Here is an 18,021-nt window from a genome sequence, read left to right as displayed (position 1 = left end):
ACTTTTCCTTACTGGGAGGCGGTCAGTCCAACGAGGAACGGATTGGCGGCACGCTCCTGGCCGATCGAGCTCGACCCGCCGTGCCCGGGCAGGATCGCGGTGCCGTCGTCCAGCACGAGCAGTTTGCGCGCGATCGACTCCAGCAACTGCTCGTGGTTGCCGCCGGGCAGGTCGCTGCGCCCGATCGACCCCTGGAACAGCGTGTCGCCGGTGAGCGCGACCTGCAACGGTCCACCGTCGGTGGTGATCTCGGTGCGCAGCACCACCGACCCCTGCGTGTGGCCCGGCGTGTGGTCGACGACGAAATCGATTCCGGCAGCGGTGAACTCGTCTCCGTCCGCCAGCTCGATGACCTCGGCGGGCTCACGGAACTCCACGCCCGCGATGAACTGGTTCATACTCGGCCCGATACCGCGGCCCGGATCGGTGAGCATGTAGCGGTCCTCGGGGTGGATGTACGCGGGAATCCCGTAGCGTTCGCACACCGGCGCCACCGACCAGGTGTGGTCCAGGTGGCCGTGCGTGAGCAGCACCGCCTCCGGCGTCAGGTCCTGCTGCTCGAGGAAGCGGAACAACGGCTCGGCGGCATCCTGCCCGGGGTCGACGACGACGCACCTCTTCGCGTCGTCCTGGGCGAGGATGTAACAGTTGGTCTGGAACATCCCGGCCGGGAATCCGGTGACGAGCACGGTGTCAGCTCCTAGAGTACGGGTCGATCGAGGGACCGAAGTCGAATCGTCTACAGCGTAGGCGCTCGCCCCTCCAGGATCTTCTCAGGTTGAGGTGGCAGACTCTGTGCGGCCCGTCGACGGTGGCGCGGGCCACGCGAAGCAACGCCGGAATGTGCACAACACACCGGGACGACGTACGGGAGGACGACTGCAGTGCCGAGCAATCAGCAGCGCCGGGAGGCGGCGAAACGGAAGCTGGAACGCCAGCTCGAACGGCGCGCGGCGCGTGCGCGCAAGCGGAAGCAGCTGACCGTCGCCGGCGCCGTCGTCGGCGCGGTCGTCGTCGTCGCCGTCGGCGCGGTGGTCGTGACGCTGTCGGGCCGGGACGACGACGCGTCGGAGACCACCGCCGCATCCGAGACGTCGAGTGCCGCCGCGATGCCGGCCGGCCGCGCCCAGCCGCTGCCCAACCTCGTGAACTGCGCCTACACCCCCAGCGGTGCTCCCGCGAAGCCGAACAACCCGCCCCGCGCGGAGGGCATCGACACCACCGTCGCGACCGTCAGTGCCAGCATGGAGACCACCCAGGGCAACATCGGGCTCACGCTCGACAACGCCACGTCCCCGTGCACCGTGAACAGCTTCGCGAGCCTCGCGTCGCAGGGGTACTTCGACGCCACCACCTGCCACCGGCTCACCACGAGCGATTCGTTGAAGGTGCTGCAGTGCGGCGACCCCTCCGCGACCGGCGCCGGCGGCCCCGGCTACCAGTTCGCCAACGAGTTCCCCACCGACCAGTACGCCGCCGACGACATCAACGCGCAGATGCCGGTGACGTACTCGCGCGGCACGGTCGCGATGGCCAACGCGGGTCCCGGCACCAACGGCAGCCAGTTCTTCCTCGTCTACGGCGACTCGACGTTGCCGCCGCAGTACACGGTGTTCGGCACCATCGACGAGACCGGACTGGCGACCCTCGACAAGATCGCGGCCGCGGGGGTCGAGGGCGGCGCCGCCGACGGCAAGCCCGCCACCCCCGTCGACATCACGAGCGTGAGGTTGGACTGATGAAGCGCACAGCATTCGTAGCGGCCGGCATCGGCCTGGCCCTGGCCCTGGCGGGGTGTTCCTCGGACGACGACGGCGGTTCCTCCACCGCGGCGAGCTCGTCGAACACCTGGACCACGCCGGCGGCCCCGAGCATCGACATGTCCCGGTTCGCCGCCCTGCCCGCAGTGCCGGCTCCGACGGCGCCCACCGTCGACTGCAGCTACCCGGCCGGCGGCCCCGCCGCCAAGGCCGTCCAGCCGCCGAACGCCACGGGCGTCTCGGACGAGGGCACGGTCTCCGTCGCCCTCACCACGAACGAGGGCCCGATCGGGCTCTCGCTCGACCGCGCGGCCGCCCCGTGCACGGTGAACAGCTTCACCAGCCTCACCGAACAGGGATACTTCGACGACACCCCCTGCCATCGGCTGTCCACGACTCCGGGCCTGCAGATCCTGCAGTGCGGTGACCCCACGGGTAAGGGCACCGGTGGACCCGGATACCAGTTCGCCAACGAGTACCCCACGACCGCGTACGCGGCGAACGATCCGGCCGCCGCGGAAGCGTTGGTGTACCCGCGGGGCACGATCGCGATGGCCAACGCCGGTCCCGACACCAACGGCAGCCAGTTCTTCCTCGTCTACGCCGATTCGCTCCTGCCGCCGCAGTACACGGCGTTCGGCACCATCTCCGACGAGGGACTCGCGACCATCGAGAAGATCGCCGGCGCCGGCGACGACGGCTCGATGTCGGCCGGCGGCGGCGCCCCCAACACGCCCGTCACCATCGAGACCGCCAAGGTCGCCTAGTCAGTCCGCCCCCGCACGAGCCGAAGGGTCCCTTCACGCGCTGTCAGCGTGTGAAGGGACCCTTCGGCCGTTGCGGGACGGAGTACGGCTACCGCCGCGAGCTACGCCGCTGACCCCACGGCGGCTCCGCGAGCTACGCCGCTGACCCCCACGGCGGCTCCGCGAGCTACGCCGCTGACCCCCACGGCGGCTCCGCGAGCTACGCCGCTGAGGTGACGCGGTAGACGTCGTAGACGCCCTCGACGTTGCGGACCACGTTGAGCACGTGCCCCAGATGCTTGGGGTCGCCCATCTCGAACGTGAACTTGCTGACCGCGACCCGGTCGCCCGACGTCGTCACCGACGCCGACAGGATGTTGACCTTCTCGTCGGCCAGGGCCTTCGTGACGTCCGACAGCAGCCGGTGCCGGTCCAGGGCCTCGATCTGGATCGCGACCAGGAACACCGACGAGGGCGACGGCGCCCACTCGACGTCGATGATCCGTTCGGACTGCTGGCGCAGCGACGTCGCGTTGGTGCAGTCGGTGCGGTGCACGCTCACCGCGCCGCCGCGGGTCACGAAGCCCATGATCTCGTCACCCGGCACGGGGGTGCAGCACTTCGCGAGCTTGGCGACCGTGCCCGGTGCGCCCGGCACCAGCACACCCACGTCCCCGGTTCCGGGACGGTTGGTGGGGATGGTCGACGGCGTGGCCCGCTCGGCCAGTTCCTCCTCGACCGCGCCCACCCCGCCGAGGTGCGCGACCAGCCGCTGCACCACGTGCTGCGCGGAGACGTTGTGCTCACCGACCGCGGTGTACAGCGCCGAGACGTCGGTGTAACGCAACTCGTGGGCGATGGCCGCCATGGATTCGGCATTCATCAAGCGCTGCAACGGAAGTCCGCCGCGGCGCACCTCCTTGGCGATCGCGTCCTTGCCGGCCTCGAGCGCCTCCTCGCGGCGTTCCTTGGCGAACCACTGCCGGATCTTGGCCTTCGCGCGCGGCGAGACCACGAATGACTGCCAGTCCCGGCTGGGGCCGGCGTTGGGGGCCTTGGAGGTGAAGACCTCCACCACCTCGCCGTTCTCGAGCGTACGTTCGAGCGCGACGAGACGACCGTTGACGCGGGCACCGATACAGCGGTGCCCCACCTCGGTGTGGACCGCGTAGGCGAAGTCGACGGGCGTCGACCCCGACGGCAAGGTGATCACGTCGCCCTTCGGGGTGAACACGAAGATCTCCTTGACCGCGAGGTCGTAGCGCAGCGACTCGAGGAACTCCCCCGGGTCCGCCGCCTCCCGCTGCCAATCGAGCAACTGGCGCATCCACGCCATGTCGTCGACCTCGGCGACGTCGCCGGAGTGCCGGCCCTTGGTCTCCTTGTACCGCCAGTGCGCCGCGATGCCGAACTCGGCGGTCCGATGCATGTCGCGCGTCCGGATCTGCACCTCGAGCGGCTTGCCCTCGGGACCGATCACGGTGGTGTGCAGCGACTGGTACACCCCGTACCGCGGCTGCGCGATGTAGTCCTTGAACCGCCCGGCCATCGGCTGCCACAGCGAGTGCACGACGCCGACCGCGGCGTAACAGTCGCGGATCTCGTCGCACAGGATCCGCACGCCCACCAGGTCGTGGATGTCGTCGAAGTCGCGGCCCTTGACGATCATCTTCTGGTAGATCGACCAGTAGTGCTTGGGCCGGCCCTCGACGGTCGCGTTGATCCGGGACGTCGAGAGCGTCGCGTTGATCTCCGCGCGCACCTTCGCCAGGTAGGTGTCGCGAGACGGCGCCCGGTCGGCGACCAGACGCACGATCTCCTCGTACTTCTTGGGGTGCAGGATCGCGAACGCGAGGTCCTCGAGCTCCCACTTGACGGTTGCCATACCCAGTCGATGCGCGAGCGGTGCAATGACTTCCAGCGTCTCGCGAGCCTTGCGGGCCTGCTTCTCGGGGGGCAGGAAGCGCATGGTGCGCATGTTGTGCAGCCGGTCGGCCACCTTGATCACCAGTACGCGGGGATCGCGCGCCATCGCGATGATCATCTTGCGGATCGTCTCGCCCTCGGCGGCCGAGCCGAGCACCACCTTGTCGAGCTTGGTGACGCCGTCGACCAGGTGGGCGACCTCGTCGCCGAACTCGGCGGTGAGCTCGTCGAGTGAGTACCCGGTGTCCTCGACGGTGTCGTGCAGCAGTGCGGCCACCAGCGTCGTGGTGTCCATGCCCAGCTCGGCGAGGATGTTCGCGACGGCCAGCGGGTGCGTGATGTACGGGTCGCCGGACTTGCGGAACTGCGTGGCGTGCCGCTGCTCGGCGACGTCGTAGGCGCGCTGGAGCAGTGAGAAGTCCGCCTTGGGATACAGCTCCCGGTGGACGGCGACCAACGGTTCGAGTACCGGACGGACCGGGGCGTTGCGCTGCCCGGTGATCCTGCGGGCCAGACGCGCGCGGACCCGGCGCGACGCGGACGTCGGCACCGGCGCGGCGGATTTGTCGGCCTTCTCGGCAGGCGCCGACGACCCTGTGGACGTCGCACCTGTGTTCTGGGACCGATCAAGATGCTGAGTCATGCCGTCACCTCCTGCCACCGCGCTGCGGGTGGTCCCTCGGGACCCGGCGACGCTGCTACACCGCCAGGCACAACTGTAGTCCTCAGACCCGGACGAGTGAGGTCAGCGGGTACCGGTCGAACCGCGCCCGGCCGCCCAGCTCCGCGAGTTCGAGCACCACGGCGACTCCGACGACGTCCGCCCCGGCGCGGGTGAGCAGATCGGCCGCCGCAAGCAGCGTGCCGCCCGTCGCGAGCACGTCGTCGATGACGAACACCCGACGCCCCGTCAGGTCGGGCGCATCGCACGGGATCTCCAGGGTGGCGGCCCCGTATTCGAGCGAGTAGCTCTCGGCGTACACCGGCGGCGGCAACTTGCCGGCCTTGCGGACCGCGAGCACCCCGCACCCCAACTGCATCGCGACGCCGCCGCCGAGCAGGAACCCGCGTGCGTCGACGCCGGCGACGATGTCGGCGCCGGCACCTGCGGCCGCCAGCCCCTCGACCACCGCGCGGTACCCGGGCCCGTCCGCGAACACGGGCGTGAGGTCGGCGAACCGGACGCCCGGGCTCGGAAAGTCGTCACACCACCGGGTCAGCTGCGTCACCGCGGTCTCGGCGCGCTCGAGAGCGGCGGCCAGGCCGGGAGTGGCGGTGTCGGGGGCGTCCATCGCAGAAATCACCTGAGCAGTATCCACCTGTCCATGTTCCAGCCCGCACCGGACCTCGTCGGGTTCGGCACCACGCCGTGCATTCCGCTCGAATGCGCCGTGGTCCGGGGCTGGTCGAACAGCGGCACGGACGGCATCTCGTCCCACAGGATCGCCTCGGCCTCGCCGGAGAGCGACATCCGGCCCGCGAGTGAACCGTCCACCGCCAGTTGATCGACGATCTCGTCGTACCGCCGGTTGGAGAACCCGCCGGCGTTGTCGCCGTTGCCGGACCGCAACGCGAACGACGCGTCCGTCGGCACACTCGACCCGGCCGCACCGGCCGCCGCCGCGGTACCGGCCAGCACGGCGTCGACATCCCCGGCGCCCAGCGCACCGGGGCGGAAGTCCGGGGAGCCGGCGTCCTCGACGGTGATGCCCGCCGCCTCGCACGACGCCGCGATTTCGCGCACCGTCCGGGCCCGGCGGTCGTCCGGCGCGAGATATCCGACGCGCACGGTCATGCTCGACTCGCCCGCATCCTCCCGGGCGGCCTTCGCGCCGGGGATGTCGGGATCGGTGTAGATCCCGCCCTCGGCGGCCACCGCCGACGGATGGAACAGGGTGTCCGGCGCGGTGATCCGGGAGTCGACGACACCCGAGCCGAGCCCGTCGGTGCGGTCGAACCCGGGGTGCCCCAGCTGGTCGTACAGCGCCTGCCGGGGCAGGCACAGCGCGAACGCCCGGCGGGCGTCGGCCGAGGCGAACACGCCCCGGGTGCCGAGGACCAGTTGCTCGACGCTGCGCGACGGCTCGTCCACGACCTCGAACCCGCCGAGATCGAGCCCGGCCATCGACCCGGACCCGATGTCGACGACCTCGACGTCCCCGTCCGCGAGCTGCGATTGCACGTCCGACCCCTTGGGCCACACCACGATTCGTGACGTCGCGGGTTTGTTGCCCCACCACCGGTCGTTCTCGACCAGCACCAGCCCGCCGTCCTCGGTGTACGAGTCGATCTTGTAGGGCCCCGAGGACGGGAACTTCGCGGTGTCCAGGTCACCGGGGGCCAGTGCCCAGCCGGTGTTCCAGAAGTCCGCGATGCGCCCGACCGCGTCGGCGTCGCCGGAACCGATCGCCCCGACGACGTCCGGCACACCGGCCGCCTGCCCCGCGACGTGGGCCGGCATCAGTTCGGTGGCCCCGAACAGCGACCGCCAGTCCAGGTACGAGCGGCCCCGCTTGAACACCACCAGGGCGTCCTTGGAGCCCGGCTGGCAGTCGATGCGGTCGATGTCCGCGTACCCGGCGCGGGACGTGGCGTCGAACATCGGTTCCGGGCCGCCCTCGCCGGGGCGCGTGAAGCGTCCGCTGCCGGCCGCCCACGCGAGCACGAGGTCGTCGCACGAGACGGGGACGCCGTCCGAGTACACCGACGCCGGATTGAGCCGGTACTGGACGGTGAGCGCATCGCCGGGCAGCACACTGGCCGTCCCGAAGTCGGTGTCCGCCACCGGCGCACCCGACGGCCCGACGTAGTTCATGCCGGTCAGGACCCGGCCGAGCGCAGCGACCGCACCGGTCGCCGCGCCCTCCACCGTGTTGGCGTTGTAGGTCGTCACGACGTTGTCGATCGCGAATCCGAGCGAAGGAACCTGGTCCGCGGGCTCGGAACACGCGGCGACGGACGCCCCCACGGTCGCCGCCGTGGCCAGGACACCGAGCGCCCTGACCACGCGACGACGGGATCGGCGTGGGGTGTTCATGTGTCAGTGCCTCTTCTTGTTGCGCTTCCCCGTGGGCCGGGATCCCGGTCGCGGGGCGGGACCGGCTGCCGGCCGCACCCGCGGCTGCATGGCTGCCGCCTCCGCCGGCTTCCCGCCCGCAGCGCCCGCACGCTTGGCGAGCACCTTCTTGGTGTGCGCGGCCACCGGACCCCAGCGTTCCTTGATCGAGACGAGCAGCGGGGTCGCGTAGAAGATCGACGAGTACGCACCGACGATGATGCCGACGAGCTGCACCAGCGCCAGGTCCTTGAGCGTGCCGACACCGAGCAGCCAGACCGCGACCACCATCAGGCCCAGCACCGGCAGGATCGAGATGACCGTCGTGTTGATCGACCGCATGAGGGTCTGGTTCACCGCGAGGTTGGCCTGCTCGGCGTACGTGCGACGGTTGAGGTGCAGCACGCCGCGCGTGTTCTCCTCCACCTTGTCGTACACGACGACAGTGTCGTACAGCGAGAAGCCGAGAATCGTGAGCAGACCGATGACCGTCGCCGGCGTCACCTCGAAGCCGATCAGCGAGTACACACCGGCGGTGACGATCATGTCGAAGAACAGCGACACGATCGCGGCGATCGCCATGTCCCGCTCGAACCGGATCGCGATGTAGATGCTGACGATCACGAGGAAGACCACCAGCGCGATGAGCGCCTTCTTGGTGATCTGGCCGCCCCACGTCTCGCTGACGTCTGCGACGCTGATCGCGGTCTTGGACACGTTGCCGTTGCTGTCCTTCGGCTGGAAGGTGTCGTACAGCGCGTTCTGCAGCGTGTTGACCTGGCCCGCGTCGAGCGCCTCGGAACGGATCTCCACCGACGAGCTCGACCCGGATCCGACCGTCTGCACCGACACCGGTTCGTCGCCGAGAGCGTCCGAGTACACGGTCTCGACCTGCTCGGTGGTCACCCCCGCAGGTGCGGGGAACTGGATTCGGGTGCCGCCCTCGAACTCGATGCCGAGCGTGAACCCGCGGACGACGATGCTGAGCAACGACAGCGCGACGACCGTGCCGGTGATCCAGTAGTAGAACTTGCGCCGTCCGACGACCTCGAAGCCGCCGGTACCGGTGTACAACCGCTGCAGCCAGCTGTGGTGCGGCAGCAGCGCCTGATCGACGCCGGCGTCGGTCATCGCCCGGTCCTGGTTGGCGGTGGAGGTGTTCGACTCACTCATTGGCTCATGCCTCCTTGTCCGAGGACGCCTGCGGGCCGGGAGCCGACGCCGCGACCATCTTGCGTTCGCGGGCGACCTGCTGGACGGCGCCGAGGCCGTTGATGCTCGGCTTGGACCAGAAACGCGACTTCGACGCCATGTACACCAGCGGCCAGGTCACCAGGAACACCACGACCACGTCGAGGATGGTCGTCAGGCCCAGGGTGAATGCGAAACCGCGGACCTGGCCGACCGCGAGAACGTACAGCACGGCGGCGGCGATGAAGCTCACCGCGTTGCCGGACAGGATCGTGCGACGGGCACGGGTCCAACCGCGGGGCACCGCGGACCGGAAACTGCGGCCCTCGCGCATCTCGTCCTTGATGCGCTCGAAGAACACCACGAACGAGTCCGCCGTCATGCCGATACCGATGATGAGGCCGGCGATGCCTGCGAGGTCGAGGGTGAAGCCGATGTAGCGGCCCAGCAGCACCAGCACCGCGTACACCATCACGCCCGAGAGCAGCAGCGACAGCGCGGTGAGCAGGCCCAGCATGCGGTAGTAGACGAGGCAGTAGAGCAGCACCAGCACGAGACCGACCGCACCGGCGATGAGGCCGGCCTGCAGGGAGGCCAGGCCCAGCGTGGCGGAGACCGTCTCGGCCTCGGACGCCTGGAACGACAGCGGCAGCGAACCGTACTTCAGGGTGTTCGCGAGCTCGCGGGCCTGGGTCTGGGTGAACTGGCCGGAGATCGAGGTCGAGCTACCGACCGGGGTGGCGCCCTGCACGACGGGGGCGCTGACCACCTGCGAGTCGAGCGTGAACGCGGCCTGCTTGCCGATGTTCGACGACGTGAACTGCGCCCACGTCGAGCTGCCGCCCGACTTGAAGCTCAGGCTCACCTCGTACCGCGACTGCTGGCTGTTGAACCCCGACGATGCGTCGGAGATCTCCTGGCCGTCGATGATGCTCGGCGCGAGCACATAGACGGTCGTGCCGTCGCTCGAGCACGCGACCAGCGGCAGCGCCGGGTCGTCGTTGCCCTGCAGCGGGTCCGGCGCCGAGCAGTCGAGCGCGGCCATGGCCTGCTGCTGGACCGCCGGGTCCGAGCTCTGCCGGGTCTCCTTGGCCTTCTGGATCTCCGCCGCGGCGGCCTCGGGCGAACCGGCTGCGGGCGCTTCGGTCGCCGGCGCGGGCGCCTCCGTGGTCGGTGCCGGCGTGTCGGTGGGCTGCGCGGGCTCGGTGGGATTCTGCGCCGGGAAGGGGCGTTCCTGCGGGGTCGGGGCCACCTCGGGGGCGGCAGGCGGCGGGGTCGATGCCGTGGGCGCCTGGGTAGGGGCCGGCTGCGCGCCGGGGGCCGACGCGGCCTGCGAACCGAGGACCGGACGGATGTACAGCCGCGCGGTCTGTCCGAGCGACCGCGCCTGCGAGCTGTCGTCACCGGGAACCGTGATCACGAGGTTGTCGCCGTCGATCACGACCTCCGACCCCGAGACGCCGAGCCCGTTGACGCGGGTCTCGATGATCTGTTGGGCCTGGCGGAGGCTGTCCTGGCTGGGGGTGCTGCCGTCCGGAGTCCGGGCGGTGAGGGTGACGCGTGTCCCACCTTGCAGGTCGATCCCCAACTCCGGGGTCGGGGACTTGTCTCCGGTGAAGAAGACCAGCGCATACAGCGCCGCGACGATCACCGCGAAAACGGTGAGCGCGCGCACTGGGTGCACCGATCCTGTCGAAGGTGCCACGGTCTGTCTGTCTCCTCGATACGTGCGGTTCGGGTATTGGGCGCGATGACGCCCGGATCGAGCGCGAACGCGCCCCCGTCGGCAGGTCCGGGGAGCCTGTCGACGAGGGCGGCTACCGCACTACTCGCCGTCGAGACGACGCTGGGTCTCGTCCGGGGTCTCGTCGAGGGAGTCGAGCGAATCCTCGTCCGAGTGGTCGGTCAGCACTTCACGGACGACCATCCGCGACCACGTGGTGATCACGCCGGGCGCGATCTCGAGGTCGACGGTGTCGTCTCCGATCTGCGCGACGGTGGCGTGCAGCCCGGCCGTCGTCATCACACGGTCACCGACCTGCAGGGAATCCTGGAGGGCGGTCGTCTTCTGCATCTCTTTCTTCTGACGGCGGATGCCGAGGAACATCGGCACGAGCAGAGCAAGGATGAGAAGCGGAAAGAGCAAATCCATCTGGGAGTCAGTCCTCGGGTTTCGTCACGCTGGGCGTTACACACGGCTCTGCACGGCACCGAAGGGTGCCGCGCGCCTCCCAGTGTGCCACTTGCAGGTCGGCAGATCGGTATATCCTCGCCGATCCCGTTCCGCTCATATCGAACACGCGCCGCGCCGGAAGCGGTCGATCACCGCTCCGGGTCGGGGCCGTCCGGCACGCCGTCGGCCGCGTCGAACAGGTCGAGTTGTGGTTCGCGGGCCCGCACATCGATGCCGCCGATCGCGGCGTCCGGCGGCGGGGTGAGTCCGAGCTGTGCCCACGCGGCGGCGGTCGCCACCCGGCCGCGCGGGGTGCGCGCGATCATCCCGGCACGGACCAGGAAGGGCTCGCAGACCTCCTCGACGGTGTTCGGTTCCTCCCCCACCGCGACGGCGAGCGTCGAGACCCCCACCGGGCCGCCGCCGAAGCTGCGCACCAGCGCGCCCAGGACCGCGCGGTCGAGGCGGTCGAGGCCCAGCGGATCCACGTCGTAGACCGCCAGCGCGGCCCGCGCGATGTCGCGGGTCACCACACCGTCGGCCCGGACCTCCGCGTAGTCGCGCACACGGCGCAGCAACCGGTTCGCGATACGCGGGGTGCCGCGGGAGCGGCCGGCGATCTCCGCACTCGCCTCCTCCCCGAGCTCGACCCCGAGGATTCCCGCGGAGCGCAGCAGGATCCGCTGCAACTCGGCCGGCTCGTAGAAGTCCATGTGCGCCGTGAACCCGAACCGGTCCCGCAGGGGCCCGGTGAGCGCGCCGGAACGGGTGGTCGCGCCGACGAGGGTGAACGGCGCGATGTCGAGCGGGATCGACGTCGCACCCGGCCCCTTGCCGACGACGACGTCCACCCGGAAGTCCTCCATGGCCAGGTACAGCATCTCCTCGGCGGGACGCGCCATGCGGTGGATCTCGTCGATGAACAGCACGTCGCCCTCGACCAGGTTGCTCAGCATCGCCGCCAGGTCCCCGGCGCGTTCGAGCGCCGGCCCGGAGGTGAGCCGCAGTGACGTTCCCAGTTCGGTCGCGACGATCATCGCCATGCTGGTCTTGCCGAGTCCGGGCGGACCCGACAGCAGGATGTGGTCGGGCGTGCCGCCGCGCTGCTTCGCGCCGGCGAGCACCAGTTGGAGTTGCTCGAGCACGCGCGGCTGCCCGATGAAGTCGTCGAGGCTCTTCGGCCGCAGGCTCGCCTCGATCTCGCCGTCGGACGGCACGTACTCGGCCGTCACCGCCGACTCGTCGTACGCGCCCTCGTCGGTGGGATCCGTGTCGTTCATCGCGTCTTACCGAGTGTCGCCAGCGCCGATCGGAGGACCGTCGACGTCACGGCATCGGGGTCCTTCGCGAGGACCGAGTCGGTGGCCTTCTCGGCCTGGTCGAGCCGGAACCCGAGACCGGTCAGCGCCTCGACCACCTGCTCGCGGACCGCGCCCGCGGCGCCCGGCACGACACCCGGGACGTCGCCGCTGGTCGCGACCGCTTCGACCTTGTCACGCAGCTCGACGACCATGCGTTCGGCGCCGCGTTTGCCGATGCCCGGCACCCGGGTCAGTGCGGTGACGTTGCCCTCCGCGAGCGCCTTGCGCAGCGCTTCCGGTTCGAGCACCGCCAGGATCGCCATCGCCAGCCGGGGACCGACCCCGGACACGGTCTGCAGCAGCCCGAACAGGTCCCGCGACTCGGTGTCGGCGAACCCGTACAGCGTCATGGAGTCCTCGCGGACGATCATCGCGGTGAGCAGCCGTGACTCCTCGCCCCGGCGGAGCGTCGCGAGTGTTGCCGGCGTGGTGTTGAGGCGGTAGCCCACACCCGTGGCCTCGATCACCGCGTGGTCCAGCCCGATCTCGAGCACCTCACCTCGCACCGAAGCGATCACCGTGTCCCTGCCTTCCCGGCCGGCGTGCCGTTGCGCCGCGCCGCCGCGCTTTCCTTCAGCCGCAACTCGTACCGTCGCTTCTGCTCGACCGCGGCCGCCTCGGCGGCGGCCATCCGGTCGAGCATCGGCGCGCGCCAACAATGGCAGATGGCCAGCGCGAGCGCGTCCGCCGCATCGGCCGGTTTCGGGGCCGTGTCGAGCCCGAGGATTCGGGTCACCATCGCGGTGACCTGCTTCTTGTCGGCGGTGCCGCTGCCGGTCACGGCGGCCTTGACCTGGCTGGGGGTGTGGAAGCACACAGGAATTCCGCGCCGGGCCGCGGCGAGCGCGACGACGCCACCCGCCTGCGCGGTGCCCATCGCGGTCCGCACGTTGTGTTGCGAGAACACCCGCTCGACCGCGACCACGGTCGGCCGGTGGCGGTCGAGCCAGTCATCGGCGGCCTCCGAGATCCGCAGCAGCCGGGAGGCCAGTTCCATGTCCGGCGGGGTCCGCACGACATCGACCGCCACCGGCTTCACCTCACGCCCGCGCCCGGCGTCGACCACGCCGAATCCGCATCGCGTCAGGCCGGGGTCGACACCCAGAACACGCACGCGCCCACCTCTCGCAACACTTTCCGAACAGCTGTTCGAGCATAGCGGGAGGTGGGCGCGGGTGGGCGCACCAACACGCGCGAGGCGCGTGGCCGGGGTGTCAGACGGTGCGCTCGGCGGCGTCGTGTGCCGCGATGTACCCGTACACGAGGCCCTGACCGATCGTCGCGCCGGCGCCCGGGTAGGTGTTACCGAAGGCGTTGGCGGCGGTGTTGCCGATCGCGTACAGGCCGGTGACGGTGCTTCCGTCCTCGCGGAGCACCCGCGCCCGGTCGTCCGCCCGGACACCACCGCACGTGCCGAGATCGCTGAGTGTCATCTTCACCGCGTAGAACGGGCCCTTCGCCAACGGCCGCAGATTGGGGTTGGGCGTGATGGTCGGATCACCGTAGTAACGGTCGTAGGCACTGGCGCCGCGCCCGAACTCGGAGTCGACGCCGGCCGCAGCGGTCTCGTTGAACCGGCGGAACGTCTCCGCGAACGCGTCCTCGGGCAGACCGGCCGAGCGAGCGAGCGCGACGGGATCGGACGACTGGTGCGCGATCCCGGCGTCGTACCACGACTGCGGCAGCGGCTGGCGGGGGAACAAGCCCGCCGCGAAGATGTAGCTGTTGCGGTACGCCTGATCGAAGACGATCCACATGGACTCGACCGGGTCACCGGCCCGCTCGCGTTCGAGGATCCGCTGCCCGAACGACATGTAGTCGGTGGACTCGTTGACGAAGCGTCGACCGGTGTGGTCGACGATGAACGACCCGGGCAGTGACCGCTCGGCCAGCATCACGAGGGGGTCGCGACCGGGCAGTCCGGCGACGGCCGGGAACCACCAGGCCTGGTCCATGAGGTCGATGTCCGCGCCCACCTGCTGCGCGATCCGGATGCCGTCGCCCGTGTTGCCCTCGGCTCCGAAGCTCTCGTGCTCGGCCAGGTTCTCCGACTGGAACTTGTGGCGCATGTCCATGTCGTGGTCGAAGCCGCCGGCGGCGAGCACGACGCCCCGCCGCGCGGTGACGGTGACCTCGCGGCCGTTCTGGACGACGACCGCGCCCGTGACGGCGTCACCGTCGGTGACCAGTTCGACGAGCGACGTCTCGGTCCACACCGGAATCTTGGCGTCGAGCACACCGGCGAAGAGCCCGGCGGCGAGAGCCTGTCCACCGGCCATGTATTCGCGCTTGAGCGCGAGCCCGCCGATGCCCTGGGCCACTCGCTTGAGGATGCGCGGCACGCCCTTGGCGGGCACCCGCGCGACGAGGTTCATCCACTTGTAGTCCGCGCCCGTCGTCGGCATCGGGACCGGTGCCTCCATCACGCCGGGGCGCAGGCGGGGCCGCTCGGCGCCGAGCACCGAGGCGTCGAAGGGAAGGCACTCACAGGTCCGGCCGCGCGCCGAGCCGCCGGGCAGCTCGGGATGGTAGTCGGAGTACTCCTCGGCCCAGAAGAACCGCATCGGCGTGGTTCGGCGCAGCATCTCGACGGTGGCGGCGCCGTGGTCGAGGAACGCGGAACCACGTTCGGCGGGTGCGGAGCCGTCGACCACAGAGCTGACGTAGGTCCGGGCGCGCTCGAGCGTGTCCGCGGCCCCGGATTCCTGCAGCACCGGATTGGCCGGAATCCAGAACGCCCCGCCGGAGCGTGCGGTCGACCCGCCGACGTACTGCGTCTTCTCGACCACCAGCGTCGACAGCCCCAACTCGTCGGCGGCCAGGGCGGCGGCCAAGCCCGTCCCGGCGCCGACGACGAGGAGGTCGACGGTGATGTCACGTGCGGGGGTCGGGGCCAAGGCTCGGGTGTTGCTCACGGGCACTCTCCTGTTCATCGGAATAGTGCCTGAACGCTAGAGCCGGGGCGGCGCGTCGGCCACCGAAGTTCCCGCGAGGCGGGACCGGATGTGATTCCGCGCACGCATGCCGATCCGGCGCGGCGGTGGCCGGAAAGCGGAACTCCCGCCCCGGATACGACCGGCCGACGGCCGGGATCCGGGGCGGGAGTTCGTCGCCCGCGTTCGGTTACGCGTCCAGCTCGGCGAGCACCTCGTCCGAGACGTCGACGTTGGTGTAGACGTTCTGCACGTCGTCCGAGTCCTCGAGGGCGTCGACCAACTTGAAGACCTTGCGCGCGCCCTCGGCGTCCACTGGAACCTCGACCGAGGCGCGGAAGTCCGGGTCGGCCGACTCGTACTCCACGCCGGCGTCGACCAGCGCGGTGCGGACCGGGATGAGGTCACCGGCCTCGCAGACGATTTCGAAGGTGTCGCCGAGGTCGTTGATCTCCTCGGCGCCGGCCTCGAGCACGATCTCCAGCAGATCGTCCTCGGTGCGGCCGTTCTTCTCGAGCACGACGACGCCCTTGCGGGTGAAGAGGTAGGACACCGAGCCCGGGTCGGCCATGTTGCCGCCGTTACGGGTCATCGCGGTGCGCACCTCGCCGGCCGCCCGGTTGCGGTTGTCGGTGAGGCACTCGATCAGCACCGCGACACCGTTGGGACCGTAGCCCTCGTACATGATGGTCTGCCAGTCCGCGCCGCCGGCTTCCTCGCCGCCACCACGCTTGCGTGCCCGCTCGATGTTGTCGTTGGGGACCGAGCTCTTCTTGGCCTTCTGGATCGCATCGAAGAGGGTGGGGTTACCCGACGGATCGCCGCCACCCGTACGAGCTGCCACCTCGATGTTCTTGATCAGCTTCGCGAACATCTTGCCGCGCTTGGCGTCGATCACGGCCTTCTTGTGCTTGGTGGTGGCCCATTTGGAGTGGCCGCTCATTCGTGGGAGCCCCTTCCTGCAGCATGCCGCGGCGGATACGACATATCCCACGGCAATCGACTGCACACTTGTCGGAGGTTCGATGCTACCTGCACATGGAGCCGAGCCGGATACACCGCCTCCCGGTAAGGTCACGATCCGGTAGATGTTGACAATGTTCCGAGGACAGTCGGTCCCCGGCAATGGACCCTTCCAAAGACATCCATGATGTGACATCGAGAACGACGAACGGCGTCTCACGCGCGGGGGCGCGGACGACTGAAGATGCCGACATCGTTGGGGGAAAGGCGAACGAAATGCGCATTCACAGACCGGCTGCGGCCGGCCGACTGAAGAAGCGATTGATCGGGATGGCGGCAGCGGTCCTCATGCTCCCCGCGTTGGCGGCGGTCACCACGACGTCGACCGCGAATGCGGCCCCCCGGGGCGGTTACGAGGAAGTCTTCGTCAACTCCGCGATGGGGCCGATCAAGGTCCAGATCCAGTGGGCGGCACGCGGTGGTAACGCCGCGCTGTACCTGCTCGACGGCCTACGTGCCCGCAACGACCGCAACGCGTGGTCGTTCGAGACGAATGCGCGGGAGCAGTTCCGGAACGACAACATCACGCTCGTGATGCCGGTCGGCGGTGAGTCCAGTTTCTACTCGGACTGGTACGCACCGAGCAACTTCAACGGGCAGAAGGTCACGTACAAGTGGGAGACCTTCCTGACCCAGGATCTGCCCGCCTACCTCGAGACCCGTGGCGTCTCCCGGAGCAACAACGCCGTCACGGGACTGTCGATGGGTGGGTCGGCCGCGCTGACGCTGGCCGCGTACCACCGCGACCAGTTCAAGCACGCGGGCTCGTTCTCCGGGTACCTGAACATCTCGGCGCCGGGCATGCGGGAGGGCATCCGTCTCGCGATGCTCGACGCGGGCGGCTTCAACGTCGACTCGATGTGGGGTCCGCCGTGGAGCCCGGCATGGCTGCGCAACGACCCGTTCGTGTTCGCTCCGCAGCTGCGCGGACTGTCGCTCTACATCTCGTCCGGCAACGGCCTGATCGGCGAGTTCGACCGCCCGGTCGGCTCCGTCGGCTCGTTCAACACCTCCAACGCGATGGGACTCGAGGCACTGGCGCTGGCCAACAGCCGAGCGTTCCAGCTCCGGTTGAACTCCCTCGGGATCCCGGCGACGTTCGATTTCACGACCACCGGGACCCACTCGTGGGCCTACTGGTCCGAGGAGCTGTGGAAGTCCCGCGCGCAGATTCTGGACACCCTCAACGCGTGGTGATCGCGCAGTGACGTGGTGCGGGGGTCAGTTCCCCCGCACCATGTCCACGAACAGTCCGTGCACGCGGCGGTCGCCGGTGACCTCCGGATGGAACGACGTCGCCAGCACGCTCCCCTGCCGGACCGCCACGATGTGGTCGGCCGCGGGGCCCTCCGGCACCCGCGCCAGCACGTCGACGCCGGCGCCCACGCGTTCGACCCACGGCGCCCGAATGAACACGGCCCGCACCGGATCGCCCGCGATCTCGGCGAAGTCGAGGTCGGCCTCGAAGGAGTCGACCTGCCGGCCGAACGCGTTGCGCCGCACCGTGATGTCCAGACCGTTGAGGTGCTCGGCATCCGGACGCGTGTCGAGGATCTCGCTCGCCAGCAGGATCATGCCGGCGCAGGAACCGAACGCCGGCATTCCCGCCTTCAGGCGCGCACGCAGCGGTTCGAGCAACTCGAAGACGGTGAGGAGCCGGCTCATCGTCGTCGACTCACCGCCCGGGATGATCAGCCCGTCCACGGATTCGAGTTCCGAGAGTCGGCGGACGCCGATACCACGCGCCCCACAGGATTCGAGTGCCGCGAGGTGCTCGCGCACGTCGCCCTGCAACGCGAGCACGCCGATGGTCGGTTGATTTGCCACGAGTGAAAGTCCTGCACTGTTCGACG

The 18,021-nt window shown here is 69.7% G+C and carries 16 protein-coding genes; 3 read left to right on the top strand and 13 right to left on the bottom strand.

The genetic code is table 11. The annotated features are described in order from the left end of the window. Nucleotides 1–8 precede the first annotated feature (8 nt). On the bottom strand, nucleotides 9–689 hold the full coding sequence (locus tag E7742_RS06325; protein WP_137798180.1) for an MBL fold metallo-hydrolase: 681 nt from the start codon (nucleotides 687–689) through the stop codon (nucleotides 9–11). A 195-nt stretch (nucleotides 690–884) separates the two neighbouring features. Here E7742_RS06325 and E7742_RS06320 point away from each other — a divergent pair, with 195 nt between their 5' ends. Together E7742_RS06320 and E7742_RS06315 are read left to right on the top strand one after the other, a co-directional pair. Further along, entirely contained in the window at nucleotides 885–1,739 is an 855-nt protein-coding gene (locus tag E7742_RS06320; RefSeq protein WP_137798179.1) for a peptidylprolyl isomerase, read from the top strand. Continuing rightward, nucleotides 1,739–2,527, top strand: a complete 789-nt coding sequence (locus E7742_RS06315) for a peptidylprolyl isomerase (protein ID WP_137798178.1) — start codon at nucleotides 1,739–1,741, stop codon at nucleotides 2,525–2,527. Before E7742_RS06320 ends, E7742_RS06315 begins: the two co-directional genes overlap by 1 nt. A gap of 199 nt (nucleotides 2,528–2,726) precedes the next feature. Here E7742_RS06315 and E7742_RS06305 read toward each other — a convergent pair whose 3' ends face one another. The 11 genes from E7742_RS06305 to E7742_RS06255 all read right to left on the bottom strand — a co-directional run bounded on the left by E7742_RS06305 (nucleotide 2,727) and on the right by E7742_RS06255 (nucleotide 16,088). Further along, entirely contained in the window at nucleotides 2,727–5,075 is a 2,349-nt protein-coding gene (locus E7742_RS06305; RefSeq protein WP_137798177.1) for a RelA/SpoT family protein, read from the bottom strand. Between the two features lie 82 nt (nucleotides 5,076–5,157). Beyond that, on the bottom strand, nucleotides 5,158–5,724 hold the full coding sequence (locus tag E7742_RS06300) for an adenine phosphoribosyltransferase (protein WP_137801058.1): 567 nt from the start codon (nucleotides 5,722–5,724) through the stop codon (nucleotides 5,158–5,160). Between the two features lie 8 nt (nucleotides 5,725–5,732). After that, nucleotides 5,733–7,469 (bottom strand): ABC transporter substrate-binding protein, encoded by a 1,737-nt coding sequence (locus tag E7742_RS06295; RefSeq protein WP_137798176.1) that lies wholly within the window; start codon nucleotides 7,467–7,469, stop codon nucleotides 5,733–5,735. A 3-nt stretch (nucleotides 7,470–7,472) separates the two neighbouring features. Beyond that, a complete protein-coding gene (gene secF, locus E7742_RS06290; protein WP_137798175.1) occupies nucleotides 7,473–8,660 on the bottom strand; it encodes a protein translocase subunit SecF in 1,188 nt (395 codons plus the stop codon). A gap of 4 nt (nucleotides 8,661–8,664) precedes the next feature. Further along, a complete protein-coding gene (secD, locus tag E7742_RS06285; protein ID WP_137798174.1) occupies nucleotides 8,665–10,383 on the bottom strand; it encodes a protein translocase subunit SecD in 1,719 nt (572 codons plus the stop codon). Between the two features lie 120 nt (nucleotides 10,384–10,503). After that, nucleotides 10,504–10,830 (bottom strand): preprotein translocase subunit YajC, encoded by a 327-nt coding sequence (gene yajC, locus E7742_RS06280; protein WP_137798173.1) that lies wholly within the window; start codon nucleotides 10,828–10,830, stop codon nucleotides 10,504–10,506. 170 nt (nucleotides 10,831–11,000) lie between these two features. Continuing rightward, nucleotides 11,001–12,131: a Holliday junction branch migration DNA helicase RuvB gene (gene ruvB / locus E7742_RS06275; RefSeq protein ID WP_137798172.1), complete on the bottom strand. Its 1,131-nt coding sequence runs from the start codon at nucleotides 12,129–12,131 to the stop codon at nucleotides 11,001–11,003. Then, complete coding sequence (gene ruvA, locus E7742_RS06270; RefSeq protein WP_137798171.1) at nucleotides 12,128–12,730, bottom strand: Holliday junction branch migration protein RuvA; 603 nt, start codon at nucleotides 12,728–12,730, stop codon at nucleotides 12,128–12,130. The genes ruvB and ruvA overlap by 4 nt, the downstream gene beginning before the upstream one ends. Then, nucleotides 12,727–13,326 (bottom strand): crossover junction endodeoxyribonuclease RuvC, encoded by a 600-nt coding sequence (gene ruvC, locus E7742_RS06265; RefSeq protein WP_137798170.1) that lies wholly within the window; start codon nucleotides 13,324–13,326, stop codon nucleotides 12,727–12,729. The genes ruvA and ruvC overlap by 4 nt, the downstream gene beginning before the upstream one ends. 100 nt (nucleotides 13,327–13,426) lie before the next feature. Continuing rightward, nucleotides 13,427–15,127 (bottom strand): 3-ketosteroid-delta-1-dehydrogenase, encoded by a 1,701-nt coding sequence (locus E7742_RS06260; protein ID WP_254699173.1) that lies wholly within the window; start codon nucleotides 15,125–15,127, stop codon nucleotides 13,427–13,429. Between the two features lie 208 nt (nucleotides 15,128–15,335). Next, nucleotides 15,336–16,088, bottom strand: a complete 753-nt coding sequence (locus E7742_RS06255; RefSeq protein WP_137798168.1) for a YebC/PmpR family DNA-binding transcriptional regulator — start codon at nucleotides 16,086–16,088, stop codon at nucleotides 15,336–15,338. Nucleotides 16,089–16,384: 296 nt separating this feature from the next. On the opposite strand from E7742_RS06255, the gene E7742_RS06250 reads away from it, so the two are divergent. Further along, nucleotides 16,385–17,365 carry an alpha/beta hydrolase gene (locus E7742_RS06250; RefSeq protein WP_137798167.1) on the top strand — a complete coding sequence of 327 codons (981 nt, stop codon included), beginning with the start codon at nucleotides 16,385–16,387 and terminating at the stop codon, nucleotides 17,363–17,365. 24 nt (nucleotides 17,366–17,389) lie between these two features. Here E7742_RS06250 and pdxT read toward each other — a convergent pair whose 3' ends face one another. Next, the gene (gene pdxT, locus E7742_RS06245; RefSeq protein WP_137798166.1) at nucleotides 17,390–17,995 is read right to left on the bottom strand and encodes a pyridoxal 5'-phosphate synthase glutaminase subunit PdxT; all 606 of its coding nucleotides are present in this window, start codon (nucleotides 17,993–17,995) and stop codon (nucleotides 17,390–17,392) included. Nucleotides 17,996–18,021: the final 26 nt, after the last annotated feature.

The organism is Rhodococcus sp. SGAir0479 (genome assembly GCF_005484805.1).
Classification (GTDB): domain Bacteria; phylum Actinomycetota; class Actinomycetes; order Mycobacteriales; family Mycobacteriaceae; genus Prescottella.
Note: the sequence above shows the minus strand (reverse complement) of the source record. Positions and strands in the feature narration are given on the sequence as shown.